25 protein-coding genes are annotated in these 25,109 nt (G+C 43.1%); 24 read left to right on the top strand and 1 reads right to left on the bottom strand.

Annotation, left to right across the window (positions count from 1 at the left end):
* Nucleotides 1-37 precede the first annotated feature (37 nt).
* The 13 genes from spoIIP to mtaB all read left to right on the top strand — a co-directional run bounded on the left by spoIIP (nt 38) and on the right by mtaB (nt 15,812).
* Nucleotides 38-1,084 carry a stage II sporulation protein P gene (spoIIP, locus tag ACZ5Q0_RS02505; RefSeq protein WP_446819587.1) on the top strand — a complete coding sequence of 349 codons (1,047 nt, stop codon included), beginning with the start codon at nt 38-40 and terminating at the stop codon, nt 1,082-1,084.
* Nucleotides 1,084-1,389, top strand: coding sequence for a hypothetical protein (locus tag ACZ5Q0_RS02500; RefSeq protein ID WP_446819589.1), 306 nt, complete (start codon nt 1,084-1,086; stop codon nt 1,387-1,389). The genes spoIIP and ACZ5Q0_RS02500 overlap by 1 nt, the downstream gene beginning before the upstream one ends.
* Nucleotides 1,390-1,731: 342 nt before the next feature.
* The gene (gene murJ, locus ACZ5Q0_RS02495; RefSeq protein ID WP_446819591.1) at nt 1,732-3,297 is read left to right on the top strand and encodes a murein biosynthesis integral membrane protein MurJ; all 1,566 of its coding nucleotides are present in this window, start codon (nt 1,732-1,734) and stop codon (nt 3,295-3,297) included.
* 127 nt (nt 3,298-3,424) lie between these two features.
* The gene (gene lepA / locus ACZ5Q0_RS02490) at nt 3,425-5,230 is read left to right on the top strand and encodes a translation elongation factor 4 (RefSeq protein ID WP_447182679.1); all 1,806 of its coding nucleotides are present in this window, start codon (nt 3,425-3,427) and stop codon (nt 5,228-5,230) included.
* Entirely contained in the window at nt 5,211-6,365 is a 1,155-nt protein-coding gene (gene hemW, locus ACZ5Q0_RS02485; protein ID WP_446819595.1) for a radical SAM family heme chaperone HemW, read from the top strand. Before lepA ends, hemW begins: the two co-directional genes overlap by 20 nt.
* 94 nt (nt 6,366-6,459) lie before the next feature.
* Nucleotides 6,460-7,485: a heat-inducible transcriptional repressor HrcA gene (gene hrcA / locus ACZ5Q0_RS02480; protein ID WP_446819596.1), complete on the top strand. Its 1,026-nt coding sequence runs from the start codon at nt 6,460-6,462 to the stop codon at nt 7,483-7,485.
* 20 nt (nt 7,486-7,505) lie between these two features.
* On the top strand, nt 7,506-9,053 hold the full coding sequence (locus ACZ5Q0_RS02475; protein ID WP_446819598.1) for a TCP-1/cpn60 chaperonin family protein: 1,548 nt from the start codon (nt 7,506-7,508) through the stop codon (nt 9,051-9,053).
* Nucleotides 9,054-9,077: 24 nt separating this feature from the next.
* On the top strand, nt 9,078-9,662 hold the full coding sequence (gene grpE, locus ACZ5Q0_RS02470; RefSeq protein WP_446819600.1) for a nucleotide exchange factor GrpE: 585 nt from the start codon (nt 9,078-9,080) through the stop codon (nt 9,660-9,662).
* Between the two features lie 38 nt (nt 9,663-9,700).
* Nucleotides 9,701-11,518 (top strand): molecular chaperone DnaK, encoded by a 1,818-nt coding sequence (dnaK, locus tag ACZ5Q0_RS02465; protein WP_446819601.1) that lies wholly within the window; start codon nt 9,701-9,703, stop codon nt 11,516-11,518.
* Between the two features lie 120 nt (nt 11,519-11,638).
* The gene (gene dnaJ / locus ACZ5Q0_RS02460; protein WP_446819602.1) at nt 11,639-12,775 is read left to right on the top strand and encodes a molecular chaperone DnaJ; all 1,137 of its coding nucleotides are present in this window, start codon (nt 11,639-11,641) and stop codon (nt 12,773-12,775) included.
* 10 nt (nt 12,776-12,785) lie between these two features.
* Nucleotides 12,786-13,712 carry a 50S ribosomal protein L11 methyltransferase gene (prmA, locus tag ACZ5Q0_RS02455; protein ID WP_446819603.1) on the top strand — a complete coding sequence of 309 codons (927 nt, stop codon included), beginning with the start codon at nt 12,786-12,788 and terminating at the stop codon, nt 13,710-13,712.
* Nucleotides 13,713-13,733: 21 nt separating this feature from the next.
* Complete coding sequence (locus ACZ5Q0_RS02450) at nt 13,734-14,480, top strand: 16S rRNA (uracil(1498)-N(3))-methyltransferase (RefSeq protein ID WP_446819604.1); 747 nt, start codon at nt 13,734-13,736, stop codon at nt 14,478-14,480.
* A 24-nt stretch (nt 14,481-14,504) separates the two neighbouring features.
* The gene (gene mtaB, locus ACZ5Q0_RS02445) at nt 14,505-15,812 is read left to right on the top strand and encodes a tRNA (N(6)-L-threonylcarbamoyladenosine(37)-C(2))-methylthiotransferase MtaB (protein ID WP_446819606.1); all 1,308 of its coding nucleotides are present in this window, start codon (nt 14,505-14,507) and stop codon (nt 15,810-15,812) included.
* Nucleotides 15,813-16,145: 333 nt separating this feature from the next.
* Here mtaB and ACZ5Q0_RS02440 read toward each other — a convergent pair whose 3' ends face one another.
* Nucleotides 16,146-16,313: a YgaP-like transmembrane domain gene (locus ACZ5Q0_RS02440; protein WP_446819607.1), complete on the bottom strand. Its 168-nt coding sequence runs from the start codon at nt 16,311-16,313 to the stop codon at nt 16,146-16,148.
* A gap of 128 nt (nt 16,314-16,441) precedes the next feature.
* Here ACZ5Q0_RS02440 and ACZ5Q0_RS02435 point away from each other — a divergent pair, with 128 nt between their 5' ends.
* The 11 genes from ACZ5Q0_RS02435 (at nt 16,442) to era (ending at nt 25,070) form a co-directional block, all read left to right on the top strand.
* Nucleotides 16,442-16,792: a histidine triad nucleotide-binding protein gene (locus ACZ5Q0_RS02435; protein WP_446819609.1), complete on the top strand. Its 351-nt coding sequence runs from the start codon at nt 16,442-16,444 to the stop codon at nt 16,790-16,792.
* A gap of 76 nt (nt 16,793-16,868) precedes the next feature.
* A complete protein-coding gene (gene rpsU, locus ACZ5Q0_RS02430; RefSeq protein ID WP_446819611.1) occupies nt 16,869-17,045 on the top strand; it encodes a 30S ribosomal protein S21 in 177 nt (58 codons plus the stop codon).
* 12 nt (nt 17,046-17,057) lie between these two features.
* Entirely contained in the window at nt 17,058-17,507 is a 450-nt protein-coding gene (locus tag ACZ5Q0_RS02425; protein WP_446819612.1) for a GatB/YqeY domain-containing protein, read from the top strand.
* 691 nt (nt 17,508-18,198) lie between these two features.
* Nucleotides 18,199-18,477 carry a sporulation protein YqfC gene (gene yqfC, locus ACZ5Q0_RS02420; protein WP_446819614.1) on the top strand — a complete coding sequence of 93 codons (279 nt, stop codon included), beginning with the start codon at nt 18,199-18,201 and terminating at the stop codon, nt 18,475-18,477.
* Nucleotides 18,478-18,504: 27 nt separating this feature from the next.
* Nucleotides 18,505-19,719 (top strand): sporulation protein YqfD, encoded by a 1,215-nt coding sequence (gene yqfD / locus ACZ5Q0_RS02415; protein WP_446819615.1) that lies wholly within the window; start codon nt 18,505-18,507, stop codon nt 19,717-19,719.
* A gap of 74 nt (nt 19,720-19,793) precedes the next feature.
* Nucleotides 19,794-20,756 (top strand): PhoH family protein, encoded by a 963-nt coding sequence (locus tag ACZ5Q0_RS02410; protein WP_446819616.1) that lies wholly within the window; start codon nt 19,794-19,796, stop codon nt 20,754-20,756.
* Nucleotides 20,757-20,781: 25 nt separating this feature from the next.
* Nucleotides 20,782-22,971 carry an HD family phosphohydrolase gene (locus ACZ5Q0_RS02405; RefSeq protein ID WP_446819618.1) on the top strand — a complete coding sequence of 730 codons (2,190 nt, stop codon included), beginning with the start codon at nt 20,782-20,784 and terminating at the stop codon, nt 22,969-22,971.
* Nucleotides 22,934-23,404 carry an rRNA maturation RNase YbeY gene (ybeY, locus tag ACZ5Q0_RS02400; RefSeq protein WP_446819620.1) on the top strand — a complete coding sequence of 157 codons (471 nt, stop codon included), beginning with the start codon at nt 22,934-22,936 and terminating at the stop codon, nt 23,402-23,404. Before ACZ5Q0_RS02405 ends, ybeY begins: the two co-directional genes overlap by 38 nt.
* A 4-nt stretch (nt 23,405-23,408) precedes the next feature.
* Nucleotides 23,409-23,762, top strand: coding sequence for a diacylglycerol kinase family protein (locus ACZ5Q0_RS02395; RefSeq protein ID WP_446819622.1), 354 nt, complete (start codon nt 23,409-23,411; stop codon nt 23,760-23,762).
* A 24-nt stretch (nt 23,763-23,786) separates the two neighbouring features.
* Nucleotides 23,787-24,173: a cytidine deaminase gene (gene cdd / locus ACZ5Q0_RS02390; protein ID WP_446819624.1), complete on the top strand. Its 387-nt coding sequence runs from the start codon at nt 23,787-23,789 to the stop codon at nt 24,171-24,173.
* 15 nt (nt 24,174-24,188) lie between these two features.
* Nucleotides 24,189-25,070, top strand: coding sequence for a GTPase Era (gene era / locus ACZ5Q0_RS02385; protein ID WP_446819626.1), 882 nt, complete (start codon nt 24,189-24,191; stop codon nt 25,068-25,070).
* Nucleotides 25,071-25,109 lie beyond the last annotated feature (39 nt).

Here is a 25,109-nt window from a genome sequence, read left to right as displayed (position 1 = left end):
AGACTGAACCAGATATATTCGAAGTGAGGTGGACAGGGTGGAACACCGAAATTTAACTACTTTTATAAAAAACATTCTTTTAATTCAGATCTTTTTTGCTATTCTATTGGCCGGGGTTAGTACTGAATTTAATAAAATTGCCTGCCGGCCTATCTGGAACGTAGATAATCGTGCCTTACCACTTCCTTCCGTTAACCTGAGCGGGAACGGGGCTACTGCCTTATTTAAAAACGTTAATGTAGTACTGTCTGGTGATAATCCGGACTTGTGGTTTGCCAACAGTTATTATCAAAAAAAAGTCCCCCAGGCCTTAATGGCCTTTAATATTCAAGCCTTAGCAGGGGCTGATTTAGAAATAGAGAATCCGGGGGTAGAACTAAACCCGAAAGAGGTCACTTTACCGGCTATTCGCCGGGAGGATGATAATTTAAAAGAGCGATATAAAGAGAAGAATTTAGCGGGATTAGCTGGGAAACAGGTGATTTTCTATTGTACCCATACCTGTGAATCTTATATTCCTGATAGTAAAGTAGCTAGAACAGAAGGAAAAAGAGGTCTTATTACCACAGTAGTCAGAAAAACCGTTACAGTTTTAAAGGACCAGGGAATTGATACTCGTTTTAATGACCGTATTCATGATTATCCCGAATATAATGCCAGTTATACTAACTCACGGCAGACTGTCCAGGAGATATTGAACAGAGTAGGGCCAGATAATATCGTGGCTATTTTTGATGTGCATAGGGATAGTATTCCCGGGTCGAGGGCGGCGGAAACAGTAAAAATTCATGGGAAAAAGAGTGCCCGCATACTGATTATTGTAGGAACAGATGAAAGAAAACCTCATCCCCGTTGGAAGGATAATTACCAATTTGCCCAAATGCTATTAGAGCATGGGGAACAGTTATATCCGGGTTTAATCAAGGGAGTCAGGACTAAGGCGGGTACTTATAATCAGGAGTTCCACCCGCGTTCTTTATTAATTGAAATTGGAAATGATAATAATACCCTTGAAGAGGCTAGTTATGCGGCTGAACTATTTACCGATGTTCTGATATCAGTTCTTGAGGAGGGAATAAGGTAATGCTGCGCTTAGTTTTGCAAACTGTCCTAGTTATAATGGTAATTTTACTAACTGTAGCCGGTTTAAATGTCAGCAATCAGGGTATTAACCAACTTACTTTAGAAGACCGGGGACCAGTGCTGGATATAGGAGTTTCCCATGACCATATACAGGTGGTTCTGGCTGGGGATGAGTACCAGTGGCCTTGGGAAGGCGGGAAGAAACTCATGGTAATAGCTGCTGATCTGTGGAATAATGGAGTGGACTACCTGTATAAAATATGGGATATTTTTAACATTGTTTTTTTAACTGGATGGTTGCTTTAGTTTATAAAAATCTGCCTTTTATAGGCCTAATAAACTGCCTACCTCTTTATTGCTAGCCGGGGCTATCCTGGCCCGCCCTCCCTGAGCACATAAGATTTTGTGATGATTTACCACGTTTTTTTAATGGTTGATAACCATTCCCATCTTACCATACAATCTTATCAGTTGCGGCATGTATTCTGCTTAATAACGTAGTTTGCTACTTTTAAGTAAGATGGGTTTTGATTTTCATAATCTATACTATATGTCCGGGTAATTTTCAAGTGGTGATTTACATTAAGGTCAGCATTAATTATCATTGATATGATTGGTTTTGATAATTTACGCATGGAGTTGACGCTTTTGAGTGATACGGGAAAAAGGGTAGCCCGGGCGGCAGTTTTGCTTATGGTTACCGTCATTATTGCTAGGATCCTTGGCTATGGCCGGGAAGTGGCTATGTATACCCTTTTCGGTCAGAATTACATTACTGATGCTTACCGGGCGGCTTTTTCCATACCTGATTTCATTTATATGCTTCTGGTAGGGGGGGCCTTAAGTTCAGCTTTTATACCAGTATTTTCTTCTTATCTGGCTACCGATAGAGAAGATGAGGGTTGGAGGTCAGCCAGTGTAGTGTTTAACTATGTACTGGTGGTATTGGCAATACTGTTGGTTATGGCCTATATGTATACCCGCCCCCTTATTCATCTTTTAACACCAGGGCTGCCGGCAGAATATATTCAACTAGCCGTAGATTTAACCCATATAATGTTTATACAAACCTTTTTTATGGCTTTAAATGGTTTTGCCATGGGGGTTTTAAATTCTTATAATAATTTTGCTGCACCAGCTATGGGCAGTCTGGTTTATAATCTGGTTATTATCGTAGTGGGAATTGCTCTAGTGGATAAACTGGGTATAGCGGCTTTTTCCTATGGAGTGGTTATTGGGGCAATTCTCAATTTTGTGGTGCAAATTCCCGCTTTAAAACGGGTAGGATTAAAATATTATTTTACTTTTGATTTTAGAAATAAAGGTTTTCGCCAGATAATGATTCTTATGATTCCGGTTCTGGCTGGATTGGGCGTGGTTCAGCTTAATCTGTTTGTTACCCAGAACCTTTCTTCAGGCCTTGGATCGGGAACTATAAGTGCGCTGAATCTAGCCCAGCGTATTATGAACCTGCCTATCGGCATATTTGCGGTTTCCATTGCTACTGCTATATTTCCTACCATGACTATGCTCACTGCCCGTGGTGAAATTAACCAGTTTAAACGAACTACATCCTTAGGGATAAGGGCCGTATTTTTGGTAAGTATCCCTGCTTCTCTGGGTTTGATTGCTATTGGTGAACCATTGATAAAATTACTGTTTGAACAGGGGGAATTTACTTCTGCCATGGCCTCAGCTACCAATCAGGCTCTGCTATACTATTGTATAGGACTGTTTGCCTATTCTTCTATTCAGGTTCTTAATCGCAGTTTCTATGCCTTGAAGGATACTCTTACACCGGTGATAGCTGCTGCGGTAACCATTGCTTTTAATATATTCCTTTCTATTCAACTAGTGGGTACGATGGGGCATCGTGGTTTAGCCCTGGCTTATTCCCTGGCTGGGCTTATCAACCTAGTTTTGCTATTTGTGATATTAAGGGTAAAAGTTGGCCAGATGGATGGTTCCCGGATTATGATGAGTTTCGTAATATCAGCTGGTGCTTCTGCGGTGATGTACCTGGTGGTACGGGGTATTACCAGTTGGTTGGTGGAGGTACTAGGCCTGGCAATGAAATTAAACCTTTTAATAGGAGTTGGTACCGGTATCGCAGTGGGAGTAATGGTATATGGATTACTTGTATACCTGTTTAAACTGGAGGAATCAGAATTACTCCTTAAAATGATACGTCGTCGCTTGCCGGGTAAGGCCTGATTGTAGCAAGCATAAAGGAATCTCAAGTGAAGGCAGGCCGGCCGCCTTGATTGAAGAATAGCCGGGAAATGGTTATAATTTAAGCCAACGATTTTTTTACTCTTCCGAATTGGGAGGTTCAGGTAGTTTGCAGAATAAAATAAGGAATTTTAGTATCATAGCCCATATTGATCATGGTAAATCTACCCTGGCTGATCGATTATTACAGGTGACCGGGGCTTTAAGCGAGCGGGAGATGCGAGAGCAGTTTCTGGATAAAATGGACCTGGAACGCGAAAAGGGTATAACTATAAAGCTTCAGCCGGTGCGTCTTAGTTATAAAGCCCGTAATGGTGAAGAATATATACTTAATTTGATTGATACTCCTGGTCATGTTGATTTCTCTTATGAGGTATCCCGGAGTTTGGCTGCCTGTGAGGGAGCTTTGCTGGTGGTTGATGCCTCCCAGGGTATAGAGGCTCAGACACTGGCCAATGTCTATATGGCCATGGATCTGGACCTGGAAATCATTGGGGCAGTTAACAAGATTGATCTTCCCGGTGCTGAACCGGAGGCAGTTAAGCAGGAAATGGAAGATGTTCTGGGAATATCCGGTGATGAGATTATCCCTATTTCGGCGAAAATGGGAATTGGTATTGAAGAGGTCTTAGAAGCTATCGTTGCGCGTATTCCTGCACCTTTGGCAGATGAGGATAGTCCTTTACAGGCTTTGATTTTTGATTCTTATTTTGACTCCTATAAAGGGGCCATATCATATATACGCGTGATGTCCGGTACTCTAAAAAAAGGAGACATGATTCGTATGATGTCTTCCGGACAGGAGTTTGAAGTTATTGAACTGGGAGTCCTGTCGCCTTATATGACTGAAGTGGACGGTTTAAAGGCGGGGGAAGTAGGGTATGTTGCGGCAGGTATAAAGAATGTGGCTGATACTAAAGTGGGTGACACTATTACCGGAGCCAAGCGGCCGGCGTCTAGCCCTTTGCCAGGTTATAAAGAGGTTAAACCCATGGTATATTGTGGGTTATACCCACTGGAGAATAATGAATTTGAAAAGCTCAGAGATGCCCTGGAAAGGCTTAAACTTAATGATGCTTCTTTACAGTATGAACCGGAAAATTCAGATGCGTTAGGTTTTGGGTTTCGCTGTGGATTTTTGGGATTACTGCACCTGGAAATTATTAAGGAACGATTGGAACGGGAGTATGATTTAAGTTTGCTGGCTACAGCTCCCAGCGTAGTATATAAGATAATACAGACCGACGGTAGTGAGCTCTACCTGCAAAATCCAACTCACTGGCCAGCAGAGCAGAAAATTGAAAAAGTACTGGAACCTTATGTTAAGGCATCTATTATGGTACCGAATGATTTTGTGGGAACCATCATGGAATTATGCCAGGAAAAGCGGGGGAACTTTGTTAATATGGAGTACCTTAGTACTCAGCGAGTTATGATTACGTATAAGCTCCCCTTGGCAGAGATTCTTTATGATTTTTTTGATGCTCTCAAGTCAAGAACCAGAGGGTATGCTTCCCTGGATTATGAATTGATCGGTTATGATGAATCAGATCTGGTTAAGTTGGATGTTTTTCTAAATGGGGAAATTATTGATGCTTTAAGTTTTATCGCACACCGGGATCGTTCTTATTACCGGGCCCGTGCCATTGCTGAACGACTACGCAAAATTATACCCCGCCAGATGTATGAGGTAGTTATTCAGGCGGGTATTGGAAATAAAATAATTGCCCGTGAGAGTGTTAAAGCCATGCGTAAGGATGTCTTAGCTAAGTGTTACGGGGGGGATATTACCCGTAAGAAGAAACTGCTGGAAAAGCAAAAGGAAGGCAAAAAGCGCATGAAGCAGATTGGGCGGGTAGAGGTTCCTAAAGATGCTTTTTTGAGTGTGATGGATATTGAAAACGAACCAAAATAATGATATAGGAATGTATATTCATATACCCTTTTGTCAGGGCAAATGCGGCTATTGTGATTTTTTTTCGGTTTCTCCAGGGTCGCCAAGGCAAATTGATGATTATATTAATGGGCTGGCTGCTGAAATTCAGCAGCGAGCCCTTTCCTATACGGAAAAAAATATTGCTACTATTTATTTTGGGGGAGGTACCCCTAGTCTGATTACGGGAACCGGGATAGAAAAAATTCTTAAGGCAGTATTTAAGTATTATTCGGTTAAGCCGGGGGTGGAAATCACCCTGGAAGCTAATCCGGCTACTCTTAGCCGAGAGCAGGTATGTCAATACTGTGGGGCTGGGATTAACCGCTTTTCCATAGGGGTGCAGAGCTTTAACCCGGCTGAACTTAAAGTACTGGTACGTAAGCATCAGCCTAAACATGTTTACCAGACGGTAGATATTCTGCAGGCCCAAAATATTTCTAATTATAACCTTGATTTAATCTATGGCATTCCCGGGCAAACTATCCATGGGTTTGCAGCTAACCTGCAAAAGGCTTTGGATTTGAAACCGGTTCATATATCTATTTATTTATTACAATTAGATCCTGTTACTCCACTGGCTCAATCAATTCAGCGTAAAGAGGTAGCTATGTTATCAGAGGATACCGAGTGGGAGATGTATACCCGCGGTCAGCAGGTACTAAACAGTAGTGGTTTAAACCACTACGAAATATCTAATTTTAGCCAAGCTAATTATGAGTGCCAGCATAATCTTATCTATTGGCAAGGGCGCGAATATATAGGTCTGGGGGCCGGTGCGGTTAGTTTTCAGGGTCATATGCGTTATAGAAATAAGCCCAGCATAAATGGATACCTGAATAGCTTAAAAACTGGAGACAGAGCTACCGAAGTTTTGGAGGTTATGGATGATGCTGGCCTGGTAAGTGATGCTATTATTCTGGGGTTGCGATTATGTCAGGGCATTAATCTTAATGAATTTTTGCGCCGCTATGGTGTGGATATATTAGCCACTTATCCACAGGCAGTAGAACACAGTATTAAACAGGGACTGCTGGAGTTGGAAAATGGCTGGTTGCGTTTGACCAAAGAGGCATATTTCATATCTAATGAGGTTTTATATCGGTTTATGGCCTGATATGAGCCCTTGACAAAGGAAAATGCAGGTGCTAATTTTTTAATAGATACTCATTAGCACTCAATGAAGGAGAGTGCTAACAGAGGTGGGGAAAATGACACTTGATGAACGCAAAAGAAAAATTCTGCAATCAATTATTAAAGATTATGTGGAGACTGCGGAACCAGTAGGTTCCCGGGCAGTAGTACGCAAGCACGATCTAAAGATCAGTGCGGCTACTGTGCGGAATGAAATGGCTGATTTGGAGGAAATGGGGTACCTGGAACAGCCCCATACTTCAGCGGGAAGAATACCTTCACAGATGGGGTTCCGTTATTATGTTGACTGTATGATGGAAAACGAAGAAGTGACTGAGGTTGAGGTTGATCTGCTCCAAAGAGTAATTAGTGAGAATATCGAAGACTGGGAAGATGTGATCAGTAATGTAGGTAATTTTTTGTCTCATGTAACCAGTTATACATCCTTTATTATAATACCATCAGTACAATCCAGGGAATTTCGTAATCTGCAATTGATTCCGCTGGGGCAAGGCAAGGCTCTAGTGCTTCTGGTTACTAATATCGGGCTGATCATGCATCGCAAAATAGATATTCCCCCATCAGTAACTCCGCAAGATTTAGAGATTATTGGTCGCATGTTCAACCGGTCATTTGCCTATTGTAAACTGGGGGAATTAACCCGTTCCGACCTGCAAAGAGTACGTGATGAGCTGCATAATAGACGCAAAGTCATTGATTCTGCACTGGAAGCTATAGATTTACTTTTGGAGGATTCGGGAGAAGAAAAAGTCATTATTAGCGGTGCTCTTAATATACTAAATGAGCCTGAATTTAAGGATCTGGAAAAACTCAAGCGTATTCTACATCTATTTGAGGAGGAAGTCCTTTTTAAAAACATCGTGCCTGCAGAGGTTAGCGACGAAGTGGAGATTAGGATTGGGCAGGAAAATATGGTTGAGGATTTGAAAGAAATGAGCCTGGTTTTAGCCGGGTATAAGTCTTTTGGTGAAATGGGTAAGATTGGATTGATAGGACCAGTTCGTATGGAGTATTGGAAAGCTGCCGGCACTCTAGAGACGGTACGGAAAATAATAGAGGATCTCATCGCTAAAAGGTTTTAGCTATAGGAGGACCAGGGATCATGTCTGACCAACCTATAAACGGCAATCAGCCGGTCGAGGACAAATTCCAGACTTTATTAAACAATGCTCAGGCAGCCCAGGTTATTTCTCGGGCTGTGGAAGGAACTATCGGCCCTAAAGGGTTGGATATCATGATGGTTGATCGCTTGGGAAATATAGTAATTACCAATGATGGGGTAACCATTTTGAAACTAATGGAAGTAAATCATCCGGCCGGACAATTGATTGCTCATTCAGCCCGGGCCCAACAAGAGCAAGTAGGGGATGGAACTACTACCACAACGATTATAGCTGGAGCGCTGGTTGCTGAGGGAACGGCTCAGATAATGAAGGGTGTTCCGGTAACCAGGGTTATCGAAGGGATACATCTGGGAGTAAAAGCCAGTCTGGAAATGATCCGACAGGTAACTGTACCAGTAGAATCCCTGGCTGATAAACAGCTTTATTCTATAGCCAGGGTGGCGGGCCGGGGAAATGATGACCTGGCCAAATTAGTGATGAAAGCTGTTCAGTTTTTAGAGCCGGATAAATTTTTTGACCCTGATTTTAAATTTTCCGATACCCTGGTATCCCGGGATGGGGTTGAGAACCAGGTTTTTGGCGGTGTATTAGTTAATAAATTACCAGTTAACCGGGCAATGCCATTTGAACTGGAAGGAGCTACCATACTAGTTGTTGATGATGCTTTGGCTCCTGCAGAGGTTAGTCAAGATACCATGAAAACCGAAACTGGATTTAAGCATTATTTAAAGGCACGCCAGGTTTATGAACATAGCCTGCAGCGTATCTGTACACTTGGTGTAAACCTGATAGTATTAGATCGGGGCATTGATGATCTAGCTGAAGAAATATTTACGGATGCCGGGATCATGGTTTTACAGAGAGTTTCTTCCCAGGAAATTGATCGCCTTTGCCAGCATACTGGTGCCAGAAAAATCAAACGGAACAGCATAAATCGGGAGCCTGAAGCTCTTAAACCTTATCTGGGGTATGCTGGCCTGGTGCAGGTGGACGAAAAACTAGGGGGCACTATTGTCAGTGAAGGGGCAGGAGAAAAACAGGTTACTATCATAGTTGGAGCCTCTACCGAAGAAGTGGTAGATGAACGCGAACGTATGGCCCGGGATGCAGCAGCAGCAGTCCAAGCCGCTTTGCAAGCAGGAACAGTTCCTGGAGGTGGAGCGCTGGAAGCATGGATAGGGGTACAATTAGAGGATCTGGTCCGGCAGCAGCAGGGCATGGCAGCCTATGGGATTTTGAGTGTAAAAGAAGCTTTGTTTCGGCCATTTATGTGTATAGCCAGCAACTGTGGGTTTAATCCCCTGGAAAAGCTAAGGGAAGTTACGGCCGTGCAGAGGAAAAATCATAACCCGGCTATTTCCTTTGATGCAGAAACTGGTCACATCTTGGATATGAAAGATGCTGGTATAATAGACCCGGCCATGGTAAAAATACATGCTATTAAGGCGGCCGGAGAAGTAGCGGTAGCTATACTAAGAATAAATACCGTCATCCGAATGCGGAGTAAACCGGATGACAAGGTTTGACATAATAGAATAGGGGTGAATGACATGGACGAAAAGGATATTACAGAAATGGGGGCAAGGGCAACGCCTAATGCCGAGGAAGATGTAAATAACTCTACTACAGACCACCATCAGGCTGAAGTAACTGAGGAGGTTTTAACTGATCAGGTAGAAGCTATGCAGCAGGAGATTGAGCGCTTAAAAGAAGAGTCTCGAAAACATTATGATCAGTGCCTGCGGGCTGTGGCGGAAGTAGATAATACCCGGAAAAGGGCTGCCCGGGAAAAGGAGGAATACATAAAGTTTGCTGCTCTGCCTTTAATCAAAAAACTGTTACCGGTGGTGGATGACCTGGAACGCGCTTTAATTATGTCACGGGATAATCAGGACTATGAAGGTTTATATAAAGGGGTGGAGATGATTACCAGGCGTGTTCAAACCATACTTAAGGAGGAAGGTGCCCAGGTTATTGAGGCTTTGGGCAAACCATTTGATCCCCAGTATCATCAACCGCTAATGGTGGAACCTAGCAGTGAACATCCTGAAAACACAGTAATTGAAGAAATGCAAAAAGGGTATATCCTCCATGGCAGGGTTATAAGACCTAGCCTGGTTAAAGTAAGTAATTAGCCATACTATATTAGCAATATGTTGGAGGTGTTTTATAAATGAGCAAAGTAGTTGGTATTGACTTAGGTACTACTAATTCAGTTATAGCTGTTATGGAAGGAAAAGAAGCGACCGTTATTCCCAGTGCTGAGGGTGAGCGTATTACACCTTCTGTAGTTGGCTTTTCCAAGACTGGTGAAAGACTGGTGGGCAGGATAGCCAAGCGGCAGGCGGTCACTAATCCAGATAGAACTGTACTTTCTGTTAAACGTAAAATGGGAACTGATTTTAGGGCTGATATCGATGGGAAAAAATATACTCCCCAGGAAATTTCGGCTATGATCCTGCAAAAGTTAAAAACCGATGCGGAAGCTTATCTGGGAGAAACTATCACCCAGGCAGTAATTACAGTACCAGCCTATTTTACAGATTCCCAGCGTCAGGCTACTAAAGATGCCGGCAAGATAGCTGGTTTAGAGGTTTTGAGGATTATTAATGAACCTACTGCAGCGGCTTTGGCCTACGGACTTGATAAAGATCAAAGCCAGGTCATTTTAGTTTTTGACCTAGGTGGAGGTACTTTTGATGTTTCTATTTTGGAAATAGGTGATGGTGTATTTGAGGTTAAAGCTACCAGTGGTAACAACCGCCTGGGTGGCGATGATTTTGATGATAAAATCATTAACTGGCTGGTTGATGAATTTAAAAAAGAACAGGGAATTGACCTGCGTAATGATAAAATGGCTATGCACCGCCTTAAGGAGGCCGCGGAAAAGGCTAAACATGAGCTTTCTGGGGTATTAACCACCGATATTAATATTCCTTATATTACTGCTACTTCAGAAGGACCGTTGCACCTGGAAAAAACTTTGACCCGGGCTCGGTTTAATGAAATGACAGCTGATCTAGTGGAAAGAACCATGGAACCTACCCGGCGGTCACTAAAAGATGCAGGCCTTAAACCAAGCGAGGTTGATAAGGTGATCCTGGTGGGAGGTTCTACCCGTATTCCTGCTGTTCAGGAGGCCATTAAAAACTACCTGGGTAAAGAGCCATTTAAGGGAATTAATCCCGATGAGGTTGTTGCCGTGGGAGCTGCCATTCAGGCCGGGGTGTTGGCTGGAGATGTTACTGATGTGGTGCTGTTAGATGTGACTCCATTGTCTTTAGGAATTGAGACCTTAGGAGGAGTATCGACTCATATTATTGAACGGAATACTACTATCCCTACTTCTAAAAGTCAAATTTTCACAACTGCGGCTGATAACCAGACTTCGGTAGATATACATGTTCTGCAGGGTGAACGTAAAATGGCGGAACATAATGTGACCTTGGGCAGATTCCAGCTCACTGGTATACCACCTGCTCCCCGGGGAGTACCACAAGTAGAAGTTAAATTTGATATAGATGTTAATGGTATTGTTCATGTTTCGGCCCGGGATATGGCTACTAATAAAGAGCAAAAGATTACTATTACCTCGTCTGGTGGTCTTAGTGACGAAGAAATCGAACGCATGGTCCAAGATGCCGAAAAATTTGCTTCCGAAGACGAAGAACGGTTCAAACAGACTGAAATTCGCAATAATGCTGATAATACAGTTTATCAAGCGGAGAAAACCTTAAAAGAATACAGCGAGCAAATCGATGATGAATCCCGCAACAAGATCACAACAGCCAATGAAGACTTAAAAACCGCCTTGCAGGGGGAGGATTATGATGATATTAAGTCTAAAACTGATATTCTGATGGAGGCCATTTATGCATTTACATCTAAGATGTACCAGCAGGCCCAGGCTCAAAACGAGCCGGGATCCCAGGAGGGGCCAACTGATGGCACTTATGATGCTGAATATAAGGTAAAAGATGATGATGAGTAATAACTGGTCAGGAATTTGCTAATCGTAGTAAAATAGATTTGATTACTATGGAGGGTTAGGGCTCGACCTGGAAAAATATATTTCCGGGTCAAGCCTGTTTTTCCAGGAAGGTGGATAAAGATGTCCAGCAAGAGAGACTTTTATGAAGTGCTGGGGGTTTCACGGGATGCCAGTGCCGAGGAAATTAAAAAAGCATATAGAAAAAAGGCGCGCCAATATCACCCTGATGTCAACCGTGATGATCCTAACGCGGCTGAAAAATTTACCGAGGTTTCGGAAGCTTACGAAGTATTAAGTGATGAGCAAAAACGGGCCGCCTATGATCGCTTTGGCCATGATGCCTTTGATCCCACCAAGCAGGCGGGGGGATTCGGCGGCGGTTTTGATTTTGATGACCTGGGCGGTGGTTTTGGAGATTTGTTTGATCTCTTTTTTGGCGGCGGCACCACCGGAAGAAGGAGAAAGGCTGGGCCCCAGCGGGGAGCAGACCGGGAGATTCGCCTGGAAATAGGGTTTGAGGATGCAGTTTTCGGGTTAGAGAAAGATATCGAAATTAGCCGGGTGGAAAAATGTGATACCTGCGGAGGTAGTAGAGCCCAACCAGGTTCCGATGTAAAAACCTGCCCTACCTGTAATGGGAGCGGCCAGGTAAGACAGGTCCAGAGTACTCCTTTTGGCAGGTTTGAGACGGTAAGAACATGTTCACGCTGCGGCGGAGAAGGAAAGGTTATAGATCGCCCCTGTTCCACCTGTCGTGGGTCTGGGCAAGAACGTAAGTCTCGAACCATTAATGTGCGTATTCCTGCTGGCATAGATAATGGTTCCCGGTTACGTATACAGGGCGAAGGTGAACATGGTGCCCGGGGAGGACCGGCTGGTGATCTATATATTACCATAATCGTTAGACCGCATGCGAAATTCGAAAGAGATGGCTATGATTTACTAACCCGCCTGGATATAGATTTTGTGCAGGCGGCCCTGGGGGACCAGGTTGACTTAAAATTACTAGGCGGGGCCAAACACTCACTCAATATACCTGAAGGAACGCAACCAGGGGATGTAATCACCATCAGGGGTAAGGGGATTCCCCATTTACACAGCCAGCGACATGGAGATCTGAAAGTATTAATAAATGTTACTATTCCCCAAAAATTAACACGGAGGCAGCGGGAAATTTTAAGCAGTTTCTATGAAGATGATGAGGATAGATCAAATAAAAAAGGTTTTTTTGACAGATTTAAGGATGCAATGGGATAGGGTGAAGTAAATGAAATGGAAAGAAGTCAGCGTACTCACCGCAGGAAAGTGTGTAGAGGCTGTAGCTGGTATTTTTCATAACCTGCGTAGTGGAGGAGTAGTGATAGAAAATCCCCAGGCTACCCGTCAGTACGACGAAATAGTAGCCTGGAATGCAGAATTGGATGGCCTGGATTTATCAGCTGACCATTGTGTTATTGTTAAGGGCTACTTTCCTGAAGAGCGGGATATATTGCCGGAGTTTAATGCCTGTTTGGATTCGGTTGAGGATAATTTTCGGGTAAAGTGTAAAGTGGTTATTAATGAGGTCCAAAATGAAGATTGGGAAACCTCCTGGAAGAAGTATTACCATACCTTTAAAATTGGACAGCGTTTAGTCATCAAACCTTCCTGGGAATCATATCAGATTCAGGGAGATGAAGTACTGGTGGAGATAGATCCGGGCATGGCCTTTGGGACTGGTATCCATGCTTCTACCCGATTTTGTTTACGCTTTTTGGATGAATATATTAAGGGTGGGGAACGAGTCATAGATGCTGGATGTGGTTCAGGAATATTGTCCATTGCAGCAGTAAAATTAGGAGCTTACCATGCCAAGGCTATGGATATAGACGAAGTAGCGGTGAGAATAGCTCGAGAAAATGCTGCCCTTAATTATTTACAGGATAGTATTTTAGTTAAAGCAGGGGATGTGGTAGAGATTATGGAAAATGAATCGGCAGATATTGTCATGGCTAATATTACTGCCGACATTATTGTTAACCTAATTCCTGCTGTTACCCGGGCTCTAGTTAAAGGTGGGTATTTTTTTGGATCTGGTATTATAGAGAGCCGCTGGCCGGAAGTAAAAGAGCAGTTAATAAAATATGGCTTTAAAATAGAAAAGACCCTAAATGAGGCGGAATGGATGGGAATAGTTGCCCGGAAAGTTGTTTAAGCGGTGCGGGGGAGTATAGATATGCATCGCTTTTTTATTGCTTCTGAAGATGTACAAGGGGATATAGTATATTTTGACCAGGAACAATCCCGGCATATTGAAAAGGTTTTACGCCTAAAAATTGGTGATCAGGTGGTGGCCTTTGATGGAACTGGTCGTGAGTATCTGGTGCAATTAGAAGCCCCATCAGATTCCGGCTTAAGGGCGGTAGTGTTATCCCAGGCGGTGGTGGAACGGGAGGCATCACTAAAATTAGTTTTAGTACAGGGCCTGGCCAAAGGGGACAAAATGGATACTATTATCCAAAAAGCGGTAGAAATAGGAGTGCACAAGGTACAGCCGGTTATAACTCAACGCACAGTAGTTCGTCTGGATAAAAACAAGGCGCGCAAAAAAGTAGAGCGCTGGCAGGTGGTGGCTCGTGAAGCGTGTAAACAGTGTGGACGTAACCGGGTACCTGCTATCAGCCAGGTATTAGGGTTTAATGAGCTATTGGAGGAAATAAAGGGATCTCCGGCAGTTATTCTTTATGAAAGGGAAGAACAGCAGGGACTAAAAAATATAGTAAAAGAGCAGCGTACTGCATTTCTGGACCAGGGGGTATATTTGATAGTAGGACCCGAAGGGGGATTTTCTCCGGAAGAAGTTGATCGGGCCTGTGCTTATGGTGTAGTTCCTGCCACCCTGGGACCAAGAATTTTAAGAACGGAAACGGCTGGTCTAGTGGCAGCCAGTATCATGTTTTACGAATATGATGATCTGGGATGAGATATGGTTAAGGGGTAGCAGTAAATGAAAAAAGCAGCATTCCATACCCTGGGTTGTAAGGTTAACCAGGTAGAAACTGAACAATTAAAAGAGGATTTTATCCGCCGGGGCTATCAGATTGTGGATTTTAGTGACCAGGCTGATATCTATATAATTAACACCTGCACAGTCACCCGTGTAAGTGACCGGAAATCCCGGGCGGTTATACGCCGGGCGGCACGTAAAAACCCGGAGGCAATCATAGTCGTCACTGGTTGCCTGGCGGAAATCGATGCTGCTCAGATCGAGAAACTAAATGGCGTTAACCTGATTATCGGCAATCGTGATAAGTCTCGTATAGGTGAGCTTCTAGGGGAAAAGGATAGCCTGGTAGCGGGGCGGGCCAAAATAGTTCATGAACCGATACTTTCCAGTGATAAACTGGCACCTGTTTTTTATGAACGGCTCCATGAACGTACCCGGGCTTTTGTAAAGATTCAAGATGGATGTGAGAGCTTTTGTTCATACTGTATTGTCCCTTATTCACGCGGGCCGGTTAGAAGCAAACTGCCCCGGGATGTTATCCAGGAAATTAGTCAATTAGTTAGTCTGGGATACCGGGAAATTGTATTAACCGGAATTCATACCGGGCAGTATGGCAAAGATTTAGAAGGCTGGTATCTGGAGCGTCTCCTGCACGAAATATTCAGACAGGTAGACGGGGATTACCGGATTCGCCTTAGTTCAGTAGAACTAAATGAGATTACTGAAGGTATTATTGGGCTATTAAGCCAGGAAAAGCGGTTGTGCCGCCACCTCCATATTCCTTTACAAAGCGGAAGTACGCGTATATTAAGTTTAATGGCCCGTCAGTATACTGCGGAAGACTACTATGAAAAACTGCAATCAATCGCTAAAAATATACCGGCAGTAGCCTTAACTGCCGATGTAATGGTGGGATTCCCCGGAGAACAGGAGGCTGATTTTAACAATACCAGAGGGCTTTTAGAGCAGCTGCCTATGGCTGATTTACATGTTTTTAAATATTCGCCCCGTCCCGGAACTCCCGCAGCTGATTTTCCAGAACAGGTAGATGAAAAAGTTAAACATCATCGAAGTGAAATCCTGCTTAAAGTGGCTAAACACAAACGAGAAGCCTTTATTAAAGGGTTGGTGGGATGTAATTTAGCTGTCCTGGTAGAGCGCTTAACTGGTGAAAATGAATATTATGGATTAAGTGATAATTATATAGGAATTTTATTTAAACATTCTAAAAACCGGTGCGGAGATTTTCAAAACATTAAACTGGATAGGTATTACCAAGGAGCCGCATATGGTGTACTAGTAAATTAAACTATTAAAAACATCCAATAACACATATTCATATACCAACTAAATAATAACTTTTTAAAAGCAGTTGATGGCGTTGCTTTTTAAGGTTTCTTTTGATATTTCAAAGCTGAAACTGAAAATATATTAAGGCGCGCCAAGAAAAACTTGCTGGGGGCTTAGATGGGCCTTCTCCGGGGGGAAAGTTCATAATTTAATGGGGAGATCAAACCATCTAGTACGGGGACAGGATTTTAACGTACTTGCAAATTATCACATGGCTAAGCATACTTAAAGCTATACTAATAGTGTCTATTTTTGGGATGAGGTTGACCAACCTAGTAAATCATATCCGAGTCAATAACCGGTAAGTCCAGTAAACCAGCCTTCGATAGATAGAAATGCCAGTATTATCTTCCCGGTGGTGGACATGGGGGTATATAGGAAGAGAAGAGTGAACAGTAAAGCTAAAAAAATACGGACACTACGGTCAATAGGTCCAACATTTAGTTTCCAACCTATCATAGGTTACACATCCTTTCGTAACAGTGTAATATAATATTTTGTTTTGACATTATTATCTGATAGAATGGATAAAAATATGAACTATTTGCAACCATCATTTTGGTATTATATATACAGGAGGTGAACAAGTGAGCCATAATGACTGCATATTTTGTAAAATAATTGCCGGTGACATTCCATCCAGGGTGGCTTATCAGGATGAATATTTAGTGGCAATCCACGATATTGAACCTGCTGCCCCGGTACACATATTATTGCTGCCACGGGAACATATTGGCTCTTTAGATGAGCTTACCAATGACCATATATCGCTCATGGGTCATATCCAGCTTGTTGCGTCTTCGTTGGCCAGAGAATTCAATATTGCTGAAGAGGGATATCGACTGGTATCCAACTGTGGTGAAAAAGGAGGACAATCTGTTCCTCATATTCATTATCATCTTCTGGGTGGAAGAAAAATGCAATGGCCTCCCGGCTAATCTTGACTGTATAACCTAAGAAATAGTACAATAGATTGGCATTTAACTAGCCTAGTCGGATGAGGGGAGGGATACCATGAGCGAAGTTAAAGTCGGTAAAAACGAATCCCTGGACAGTGCTTTAAAAAGGTTCAAGCGCTCCTGCCAGAAGTCAGGGGTTATGCAGGATATTCGCAAGCACGAACATTACGAAAAGCCGAGTGTTAAAAGAAAAAAGAAATCTGAAGCAGCCCGGAAAAAGAGAAAGTTCTAAGGAGGCTATCCGGTGTCCCTAAGTGATCAACTGTTTTCTGATATGAAGAAAGCAATGAAACAAAAAGAAGCTGGTAAAGTCAGGCTGGCTACAATAAGAATGGTTCGAGCAGCTCAAAAGGAGGTAGAGATAGAGAAACACCGTGAGCTGGCGGACGATGAATTGTTAGAGATAATCCAGCGGGAGTTAAAAAAGCGTAATGAAGCGCTAATAGACTATCAGAAAGCCAACCGTCCTAGTGCTGTAGAGCAATTGCTGGAAGAGATTCGAGTTCTTCAAGAATACCTTCCTGAGCAGCTAGGTGAAGACGAAATCAGGGCGATCATCAGGGATGTAATAGATGAAACTGGAGCTACGAGCCGTAAAGATCTAGGGAAAGTAATGAAATCAGTTATGCCTAAAGTAAAAGGCCGGGCTGATGGTAAGCTCGTAAGTGAGCTGGTTAAGGAAACTCTCCAATAGCCAAACAGGCCTGGTAAAACCTATATGTTTTACCAGGCTTTTTATAATCCAGGGGGATGGGACTATGAGCTTTATGAATAAAGGTATGCAAAATAAAAGGCAACGGCGTGCCGTATACGCCATAGTTGGCGTGGTTTTAGTCAGTTTTATTTTTAGTATAGTAGCCTTCGCTTTTTATTAAGACAACTGGCAACACCCCGGTATTAGATACCGGGGTGTTTTTTTAGTTTGACCGGTATGTTGGCTGAGCCGATGGGTGGAAAGAAACCCTATCAACTAACCAGCGGGAAGATAACCAGGGGGTAAGGGCGTCTCTGGTAACGGTGGGGTCTGAAGGAAGCCGTCGGGGGAAGGGGAAGTCGTAACATAGCGCAAGGAAAATGAGGCGGGCTTACCAGGTGGGTAAACCTGCCAAAATGGGAAGCCCGGAAACTGGATAAAATAGCGGATTCAGGTCGGCAAAACCGGGGGATTAATGTGCCAGTAGATGAACATTTGTACGGAGGACAAAGCCCTGAGTTAAAAACGGTATATAGCTTAATGGAGGCGGTTGACTATCATAGTCAACCGCCTCCATTTTTTATGGACGTGCCGAGAGTGATAAGATGGGTTTTTAGCGCATGTGGGGGTGGGAAAAAGCATATATTTTTATGACGAGTTTTTTAGGTAACTGATAACAGGAGGGGAATAGATGGATAAGCGGCGGGAAGTTATAAGTAAAGCCATGGCAGAATTTCTTGAAATCCCCAAAGATCTGGTAATGGATCTGCCCAAGCTAACTATTATTGGTCGAGATGAAATCTATGTAGAAAACCATAAAGGAATAATTGAGTATAGTACTACTCGTATCCGTATCAACCTGGTGCGAGGTTTTCTGGAAATAGAAGGGCGGGATTTGACCATTAAAACACTGGTGCCGGATGAAATGAGCATATGGGGGACGGTAACTGGGGTTAAATATCACGACTAACCAAGAATAGATGCTGGGGGGCAAGTCATGAGCAATAAATTTTTTGAACAGGTAAGCGGTATTATTAATATAAAACTACGCGGCCGTAACCTGGAAAAAATTATAAACCTGGCTTTGAGCCGGGGGATTTTTATTAATGATGTTACCCGTAAAGATGATAGCCTGCATTTTAAAATCCGGGCTAGTGCGCTGGATGCTTTAAAAAGTATTGCGGATGAAAACGGTTATAATCTTGAAGTGACTAGTAGCAAAGGGCTGCCTTTTTACCAGAAACTGTTGCGAAGGCGTTTGGGTTTTGTAGGTGGGGCAGTTATATTTGTGATTGCCCTGTATCTTCTCTCCTCATTTGTTTGGTTTATTGAGGTTAGTGGACCTAAGAATATCGAACCTAACCGTATACTAACAGTGGTAGCCCAGTATGGAGTATACCAGGGAGCTCCTAAATGGAGTTTCAGTTGCAACGAAGTGGAAGAAGCCCTTCTTCGTGATATCAGCGAGCTTACCTATGCACGTCTGGATATTCGTGGAGTTAAAGCGCGTATCGAGGTGGTTGAAAAAGTATTGCCCCGGGAGGAAATTACCGGACCTTGTCATATGATAGCATCCCGGGATGGGGTGGTAGAAGAAATATTAGTACTGGATGGGGAGCCGGCTGTTAAGGAAGGGGATGCCGTAGCCCGGGGAGATATATTAATTTCCGGGGTGGTTTTTCCCAAGCCTAACCCTTATATGGTTGCGGAGGGGGGTCAGGAACAAGAAGAAGTTCAACCGGAAATTGTCCGTGCCCGGGGAGAGGTAAAGGCCAGGGTTTGGTATGAAGGGTATGGGGAATGTCGAATGCGGGAGGAGCGCCTGGTAGAAGGAAGGGTATTGGAAAAAAGATATTTAATAACCCCCTGGAGAACTTTTATGTTAAAGGGAAACCGTGAAGGGAATTTCCAGGAGTCCCGGGAACGGGTAACTAAAAAGTCAATGACAACCCCTTTGGGGGAGTTTGCTTTATATAATGTTAAGGTGCAGGAACAGATTCGCGAGGTTAAGGAATATACTGAAAGCCAGGCAGTAAAAATAGCAGGTGAAAAAGCCCTGCAAACTTTAAAAAAGAAAACAACTAAATCAGGTAAACTCTATGATTCCCGGATCGAAATTTTATCCTTACCCAGTGATCCGATTTTAAGAGTAAAAGTATCAGCAGCAACGATTGAAAACATCGCTGTGCCGGAAGCAATTCCGCAGAGGTGAGATTGGTATTAGCTAATATTGATGTGATATAATAACCTAGAAATCATATAGTAATAGCCTGGGAGGATTAATGATTGGCAGATAAAGAAACTAAAGTATCTATAAACGACAATGGTCTAGCAGCGATTGTATTTGGCACCGGGGATGAAAACTTCCGTTACCTGCGGGAGATTGCAGGTGCCGATATTTCTGCCCGGGGTGCTGACATTTACATTAAGGGCCCAGAAGAAGAAGTTAATTATGCTTACGATTTATTAACCAGTCTTATTGATGTGGCCCATAGTGAGAAACAATTAACTATAAACGATATCAATTATATGAATAACTTATTAAAAAGAGGTGAAAAAACCCGTCACCAGGATATCGTATCCGCCACATTACTTAGCACCTATCGTGGTAAGACTATCAAGGCAAAAACAATCGGTCAAAAGCGCTATGTACAGGCTATCCTCAGAGACGATGTAGTATTTGGTATTGGGCCGGCCGGAACCGGAAAAACTTACCTGGCGGTTGTTATGGCGGTACGTGCCCTACGCAATAGGGAAGTGGAACGTATCGTGCTGGTGCGCCCTGCGGTGGAGGCGGGAGAAAAGCTAGGCTTTTTACCCGGGGATCTTATCGAAAAAGTAAATCCCTATCTCAGGCCGTTATATGATGGCTTATTTGATATTCTGGGGGTTGATGTTACCCAGCGTTATTTAGAAAAGAACATTATCGAAATAGCCCCTTTAGCTTATATGCGGGGGAGAACTCTAAATGATGCTTTTATAATCATGGATGAGGCGCAAAACACTACCCCTCAGCAGATGAAAATGTTTCTTACTCGACTGGGATTCGGATCTAAGGCAGTCATTACCGGGGATATAACCCAGGTGGACTTGCCCCGGGATGAGTACTCAGGCCTAATTGAAGTACAAAAAATTCTCAATAATGTTAAAGGGGTATCATTTGAATATCTCACGAAAGAGGATGTTATCCGCCATCCTTTGGTGCAAAAGATCATTAATGCCTATGAAGATTTTGATCAGCAAAATTGATGATTGCCATGTAAGGAGCGTATGAATGTCTACTATCCTTAATTTTATAGGAAGTACTATCAGGCAATTCTTTAAAAATTCTACTACCCGTAAGGTGCTGGGAGTACTATTGTTTTTTTCAGTGACAATACTCATACTAATGAGTAACTTTAGCCCTAAACAGGTTATGCTGCGTCCTGATGAGGTAGCCGGGCGAAATATTCAGTCTAACATTACGGCGGTAGTCATTGATGAAAATCAGACTGAGGAATTGCGTAAACAGGCTGCAGCTAAGGTGCAAAAGGTTTACCAGGAGGACAAGTATGCCCTGGCCAATACCAAGAGCGAAATCAACCAGTTTTTTACCACAGTACAGGATATTTTAGCCTCGCAAAATAATGTGCAACTTCAGATAGAATATTTGATTAACAGTACTAATAACCGGGCTAAGGATACTAACCAGAAAATAGTTACCAGCAAATTAGCGGCCTATATAATTAATACTAATCCCGAAGATTTAGAACAGATGCGACAAACTTCTACCAGTATTGCTCAGGCTATGATGGGGAAACCGATTACTGAGGAGGCACTGCCGGATATTTTTCAGCAGGTAGCGGCCCAGTCTGAGAACCTAGGCTTTGTTCCCCAAGCCCGGGAGATAGTGAAGATTGTTACTGTTAATTCTTTACGTCCTAATTTGATTTTTAACAAGGAAGCTACCGAGAAGGCTATAAAAGAGGCTAAAGACGCAGTACAACCAGTTCAAAAGACTATCAAATCCGGAGAGATAATAGTTCGGGAAGGCGATCGGGTGACTGCGGAGCAGATATCTATATTGGAGCAATTAGGTATACAGCGTAGCCAAAGTTTTCCCCTTACTCTAGTGGGAACAGTTCTGTTTGTGCTGCTTACCTTCTGGCTGGTGATTGAGTTTATTCGCCGTTATTATCGAGATATCTATTCTAATGATATGCTGTTGCTGCTGATCGGATTAGTCTTTATTATTATTTTATTGTTAACCCGTTTTGTAACTATCATTAAAATAAGTGATCAACCGGAAATTAATGCCCTGATTGGCTACCTAAGCCCGGTAGCAGCCGGGTCTATGCTGATTGCCATTCTATTAGATAACCGTCTGGCTTATTTCCTAACTATGATTATGGCTATGTATGTAGGCCTTCTTACCGATGGGAACCAGCTATTTTATATGGTAGTAGCCTTTGTCGGCGGAACGGTAGGGGTTTTTCAAGTTTATCGTCTTAGTCAGACTTCTGACCTGGCCAGGTCAGGCCTTTACATTGCCCTAGCCAATATATTGACCATCATTACTCTGATTTTGGTGGGGGGCAATGTGCGCCTTAACGTGATCTTTGTGGGTATTATAGTGGGGGCAATTAACGGCATATTATCAGCAATTTTGATGATAGGAGCCCTGCCATATCTGGAATCTGCTTTTTCCATTACCAGTATGATAAGGCTGCTGGAGCTTACTAATCCAAATCATTACCTGCTTAAACGGTTACTGCTGGAGGCACCTGGGACTTATCATCACAGTTTAATGGTAGGAAATCTGGCCGAAGCCTCGGCTGAATCTATTGGAGCTAATCCCCTGCTATGCAGGGTAGGGGCTTATTATCATGATATAGGAAAACTTAAGCGGCCCGAGTATTTTGTAGAAAACCAGCGGGGATTTGATAATCCTCATGAAAAGATTGCCCCTGCTCTAAGTGCACTAATAATAACCTCCCATGTTAAAGATGGTGTGGAACTAGCCCGTGAGGCAAGATTACCAGATGATATCATTGATTTTATTGCACAGCACCACGGGACCAGTCTGGCCAAATATTTTTACAGCCGGGCACTGGAGGAGGACCGGGATGGTAATATCAGCGAAGACAGTTTTCGCTATGAAGGTCCGAAACCACTTAGCAAAGAGGTGGCACTAGTCATGGTGGCGGACTCCGTAGAAGCTGCTGTTCGGTCTTTACAGGATCCAAATCCTAACCGCATTAAAGAAATGGTGCGTAAGATTATTAAGGATAAATTAAATGATGGGCAACTTGAATTATGTGACTTAACTTTCCGGGATCTGGACGTTATAGCCAACTCTTTTGGTACCATCCTGGAGGGGGTGTATCATAAGCGTATTGAATATCCCGAAGTTATAGTCAAAGAGTTTGAGAAAAGGAGAGAGTCCCATGGAGACCATGATCATCAACCAGCAGAACAAGATTGATTATGATAAGGAACTACAGCAAGTCATTCATAAAGTGGTGAAAGCGGTCGCCAAAATCCTTAAATTACCTGGTAATACGGAAGTTAGTATTATGATCGTTGATAACAGCTATATTAAGGAGTTAAACCTGATCTACCGGGGTTTAAATGAATCGACTGATGTATTATCGTTTGCGCTTAACGAGCTGGGGGAGGAGGAACCTGAATTTGATTTTTCCGGTGAGGTGAATGTCCTGGGGGATATAGTGGTTTCCCTTGAACAGGCAGCTTCTCAGAGCATGGAATTTGGACATAGTCTGGAACGAGAGCTAGGTTTTCTGGTAGCACATGGTATGTTACACCTGTTAGGTTATGACCATGATACCGTGGAAGAACGTACCCTGATGAGAGGTCTGGAAGAAAAGGTGATGAAAACCGTTAATTTAGAGAGGTAACGGGATGAAAAAGCACAGTCTGGTACAGAGCTTTGCCTGGGCCTGGGAAGGAGTTATTTATGCGATTGCGCAGGAGCGCAATATGAAAATACATCTTACGGCTGCATTGGGAGCAGTATTAGTAGGGGTCTGGCTCGGGTTAACCCGTTTAGAATGGGGTATGTTGTTACTTACCATTTTTTTTGTACTGGTGGCTGAAGTGATTAATACGGCAGTTGAGAAAACTGTAGATATGATAACGACAAATTATCACCCTCTGGCTCGGGTGGCAAAGAATGTGGCGGCCGGGGCGGTATTGCTAAGTGCTATTAATGCGGTTATAATTGGACTGCTTATCTTCGGACCGCGTCTGTGGTAATTTTATTTTTCAGGAGGATATCATATGAAGCAGGAAGACCTGATTAAACTAGCCCGCCAGGCTCAGGATAATGCCTATAGCCCCTATTCTAATTTTAGTGTAGGAGCTGCTTTATTAACTACTAGCGGGCGGGTCTTTGCTGGATCTAATGTCGAAAATGGTTCTTATGGTTTAACCATATGTGCAGAAAGAGTAGCTATATTTAAAGCCGTCAGTGAAGGGGAAACAGGTTTTGATACAATTGCGATTACCGGAAGTGGTGATGGATTTCTTTATCCATGTGGGGCTTGTCTTCAGGTTATGTCTGAATTTGCCCCTGAACTGAAAATAATCGTTGCTGATGAGAATAATAGTATCAGGGAATACAGATTGAATGAATTGCTGCCACAGGCCTTTTCTTTCGATTCATAGGAGGGTCTTTTAGGAGTGAAATCGGGATTTGTCAGTATAGTGGGCAGACCAAACGTAGGCAAATCTACGTTATTAAATACCATTATTGGTCATAAAATTGCTATTGTATCCGAAAAACCGCAAACTACCCGGACTCGTATTCAGGGGATACATACCTGTGAAAAGGGACAGATTATCTTCATTGATACCCCGGGTATCCACAAGCCTAAGCATCGGCTCGGTGAGTATATGGTAAAGGTTTCTACCCGATCTATTCGCGAAGTGGATATTATTTATTATATGACTGATGTTACCAGACCTTTCGGTGGGGGTGAGCAATTTATACTTAGCCAGCTCAAAGAGGCTACCGTGCCGGTTTTCTTGCTGGTAAATAAAATTGATCTAGTTAATGAAGATAAGGTACAGGAATATGTGCAAAGTTTCGTTAATCACATGCGATTCGCCGAGATTATACCCTTGTCAGCGACAAAGGGTATAAACACGGATTTTCTTTTAGAAAAGACGTTTAATGGGCTGCCTGAAGGTCCCTTGTATTATCCAGAAGAAGATCTGACTGACCAACCGTTACCGTTTATCGTAGCGGAATTAATCCGGGAAAAGGCCTTGATGTTGACCCGGGATGAGGTTCCCCACTCTTTAGCAGTGGAGGTAGAGGAATTAACCCGGCAGCCGGGCGGTAAAGTTTACTTGCGGGCAGTGATATATACGGAAAGGGATTCCCAGAAGGGGATTATTATAGGTAGAAATGGGCAGATGCTAAAGACTATCGGTGCACAATCGCGTCATGATATAGAACAAATGTTACAGGCCCCTGTTTATCTGGATCTATGGGTTAAAGTTAAAAAGAATTGGCGGGATAATGAGAATAATCTTAACCAGTTGGGTTTTCGTGGATAGGTATTTTCGGGTTGCCAATGGGGATATAAAAATAATGAG

Source organism: Syntrophomonas erecta subsp. sporosyntropha, from assembly GCF_055395365.1.
This window is presented reverse-complemented; position numbering and strand designations above follow the sequence as displayed.

Excerpts from the sequence above, each read along its gene's own strand:
- ACZ5Q0_RS02500 (WP_446819589.1), top strand. The coding sequence starts at position 1,084 with ATGCTGCGCTTAGTTTTGCAAACTGTCCTAGTTATAATGGTAATTTTA.
- hrcA (WP_446819596.1), top strand. The coding sequence starts at position 6,460 with ATGACACTTGATGAACGCAAAAGAAAAATTCTGCAATCAATTATTAAA.
- ACZ5Q0_RS02475 (WP_446819598.1), top strand. The coding sequence starts at position 7,506 with ATGTCTGACCAACCTATAAACGGCAATCAGCCGGTCGAGGACAAATTC.
- grpE (WP_446819600.1), top strand. The coding sequence starts at position 9,078 with ATGGACGAAAAGGATATTACAGAAATGGGGGCAAGGGCAACGCCTAAT.
- dnaK (WP_446819601.1), top strand. The coding sequence starts at position 9,701 with ATGAGCAAAGTAGTTGGTATTGACTTAGGTACTACTAATTCAGTTATA.
- dnaJ (WP_446819602.1), top strand. The coding sequence starts at position 11,639 with ATGTCCAGCAAGAGAGACTTTTATGAAGTGCTGGGGGTTTCACGGGAT.
- prmA (WP_446819603.1), top strand. The coding sequence starts at position 12,786 with ATGAAATGGAAAGAAGTCAGCGTACTCACCGCAGGAAAGTGTGTAGAG.
- ACZ5Q0_RS02450 (WP_446819604.1), top strand. The coding sequence starts at position 13,734 with ATGCATCGCTTTTTTATTGCTTCTGAAGATGTACAAGGGGATATAGTA.
- mtaB (WP_446819606.1), top strand. The coding sequence starts at position 14,505 with ATGAAAAAAGCAGCATTCCATACCCTGGGTTGTAAGGTTAACCAGGTA.
- ACZ5Q0_RS02440 (WP_446819607.1), bottom strand. The coding sequence starts at position 16,313 with ATGATAGGTTGGAAACTAAATGTTGGACCTATTGACCGTAGTGTCCGT.
- rpsU (WP_446819611.1), top strand. The coding sequence starts at position 16,869 with ATGAGCGAAGTTAAAGTCGGTAAAAACGAATCCCTGGACAGTGCTTTA.
- yqfC (WP_446819614.1), top strand. The coding sequence starts at position 18,199 with ATGGATAAGCGGCGGGAAGTTATAAGTAAAGCCATGGCAGAATTTCTT.
- yqfD (WP_446819615.1), top strand. The coding sequence starts at position 18,505 with ATGAGCAATAAATTTTTTGAACAGGTAAGCGGTATTATTAATATAAAA.
- ACZ5Q0_RS02405 (WP_446819618.1), top strand. The coding sequence starts at position 20,782 with ATGTCTACTATCCTTAATTTTATAGGAAGTACTATCAGGCAATTCTTT.
- ybeY (WP_446819620.1), top strand. The coding sequence starts at position 22,934 with ATGGAGACCATGATCATCAACCAGCAGAACAAGATTGATTATGATAAG.
- ACZ5Q0_RS02395 (WP_446819622.1), top strand. The coding sequence starts at position 23,409 with ATGAAAAAGCACAGTCTGGTACAGAGCTTTGCCTGGGCCTGGGAAGGA.
- cdd (WP_446819624.1), top strand. The coding sequence starts at position 23,787 with ATGAAGCAGGAAGACCTGATTAAACTAGCCCGCCAGGCTCAGGATAAT.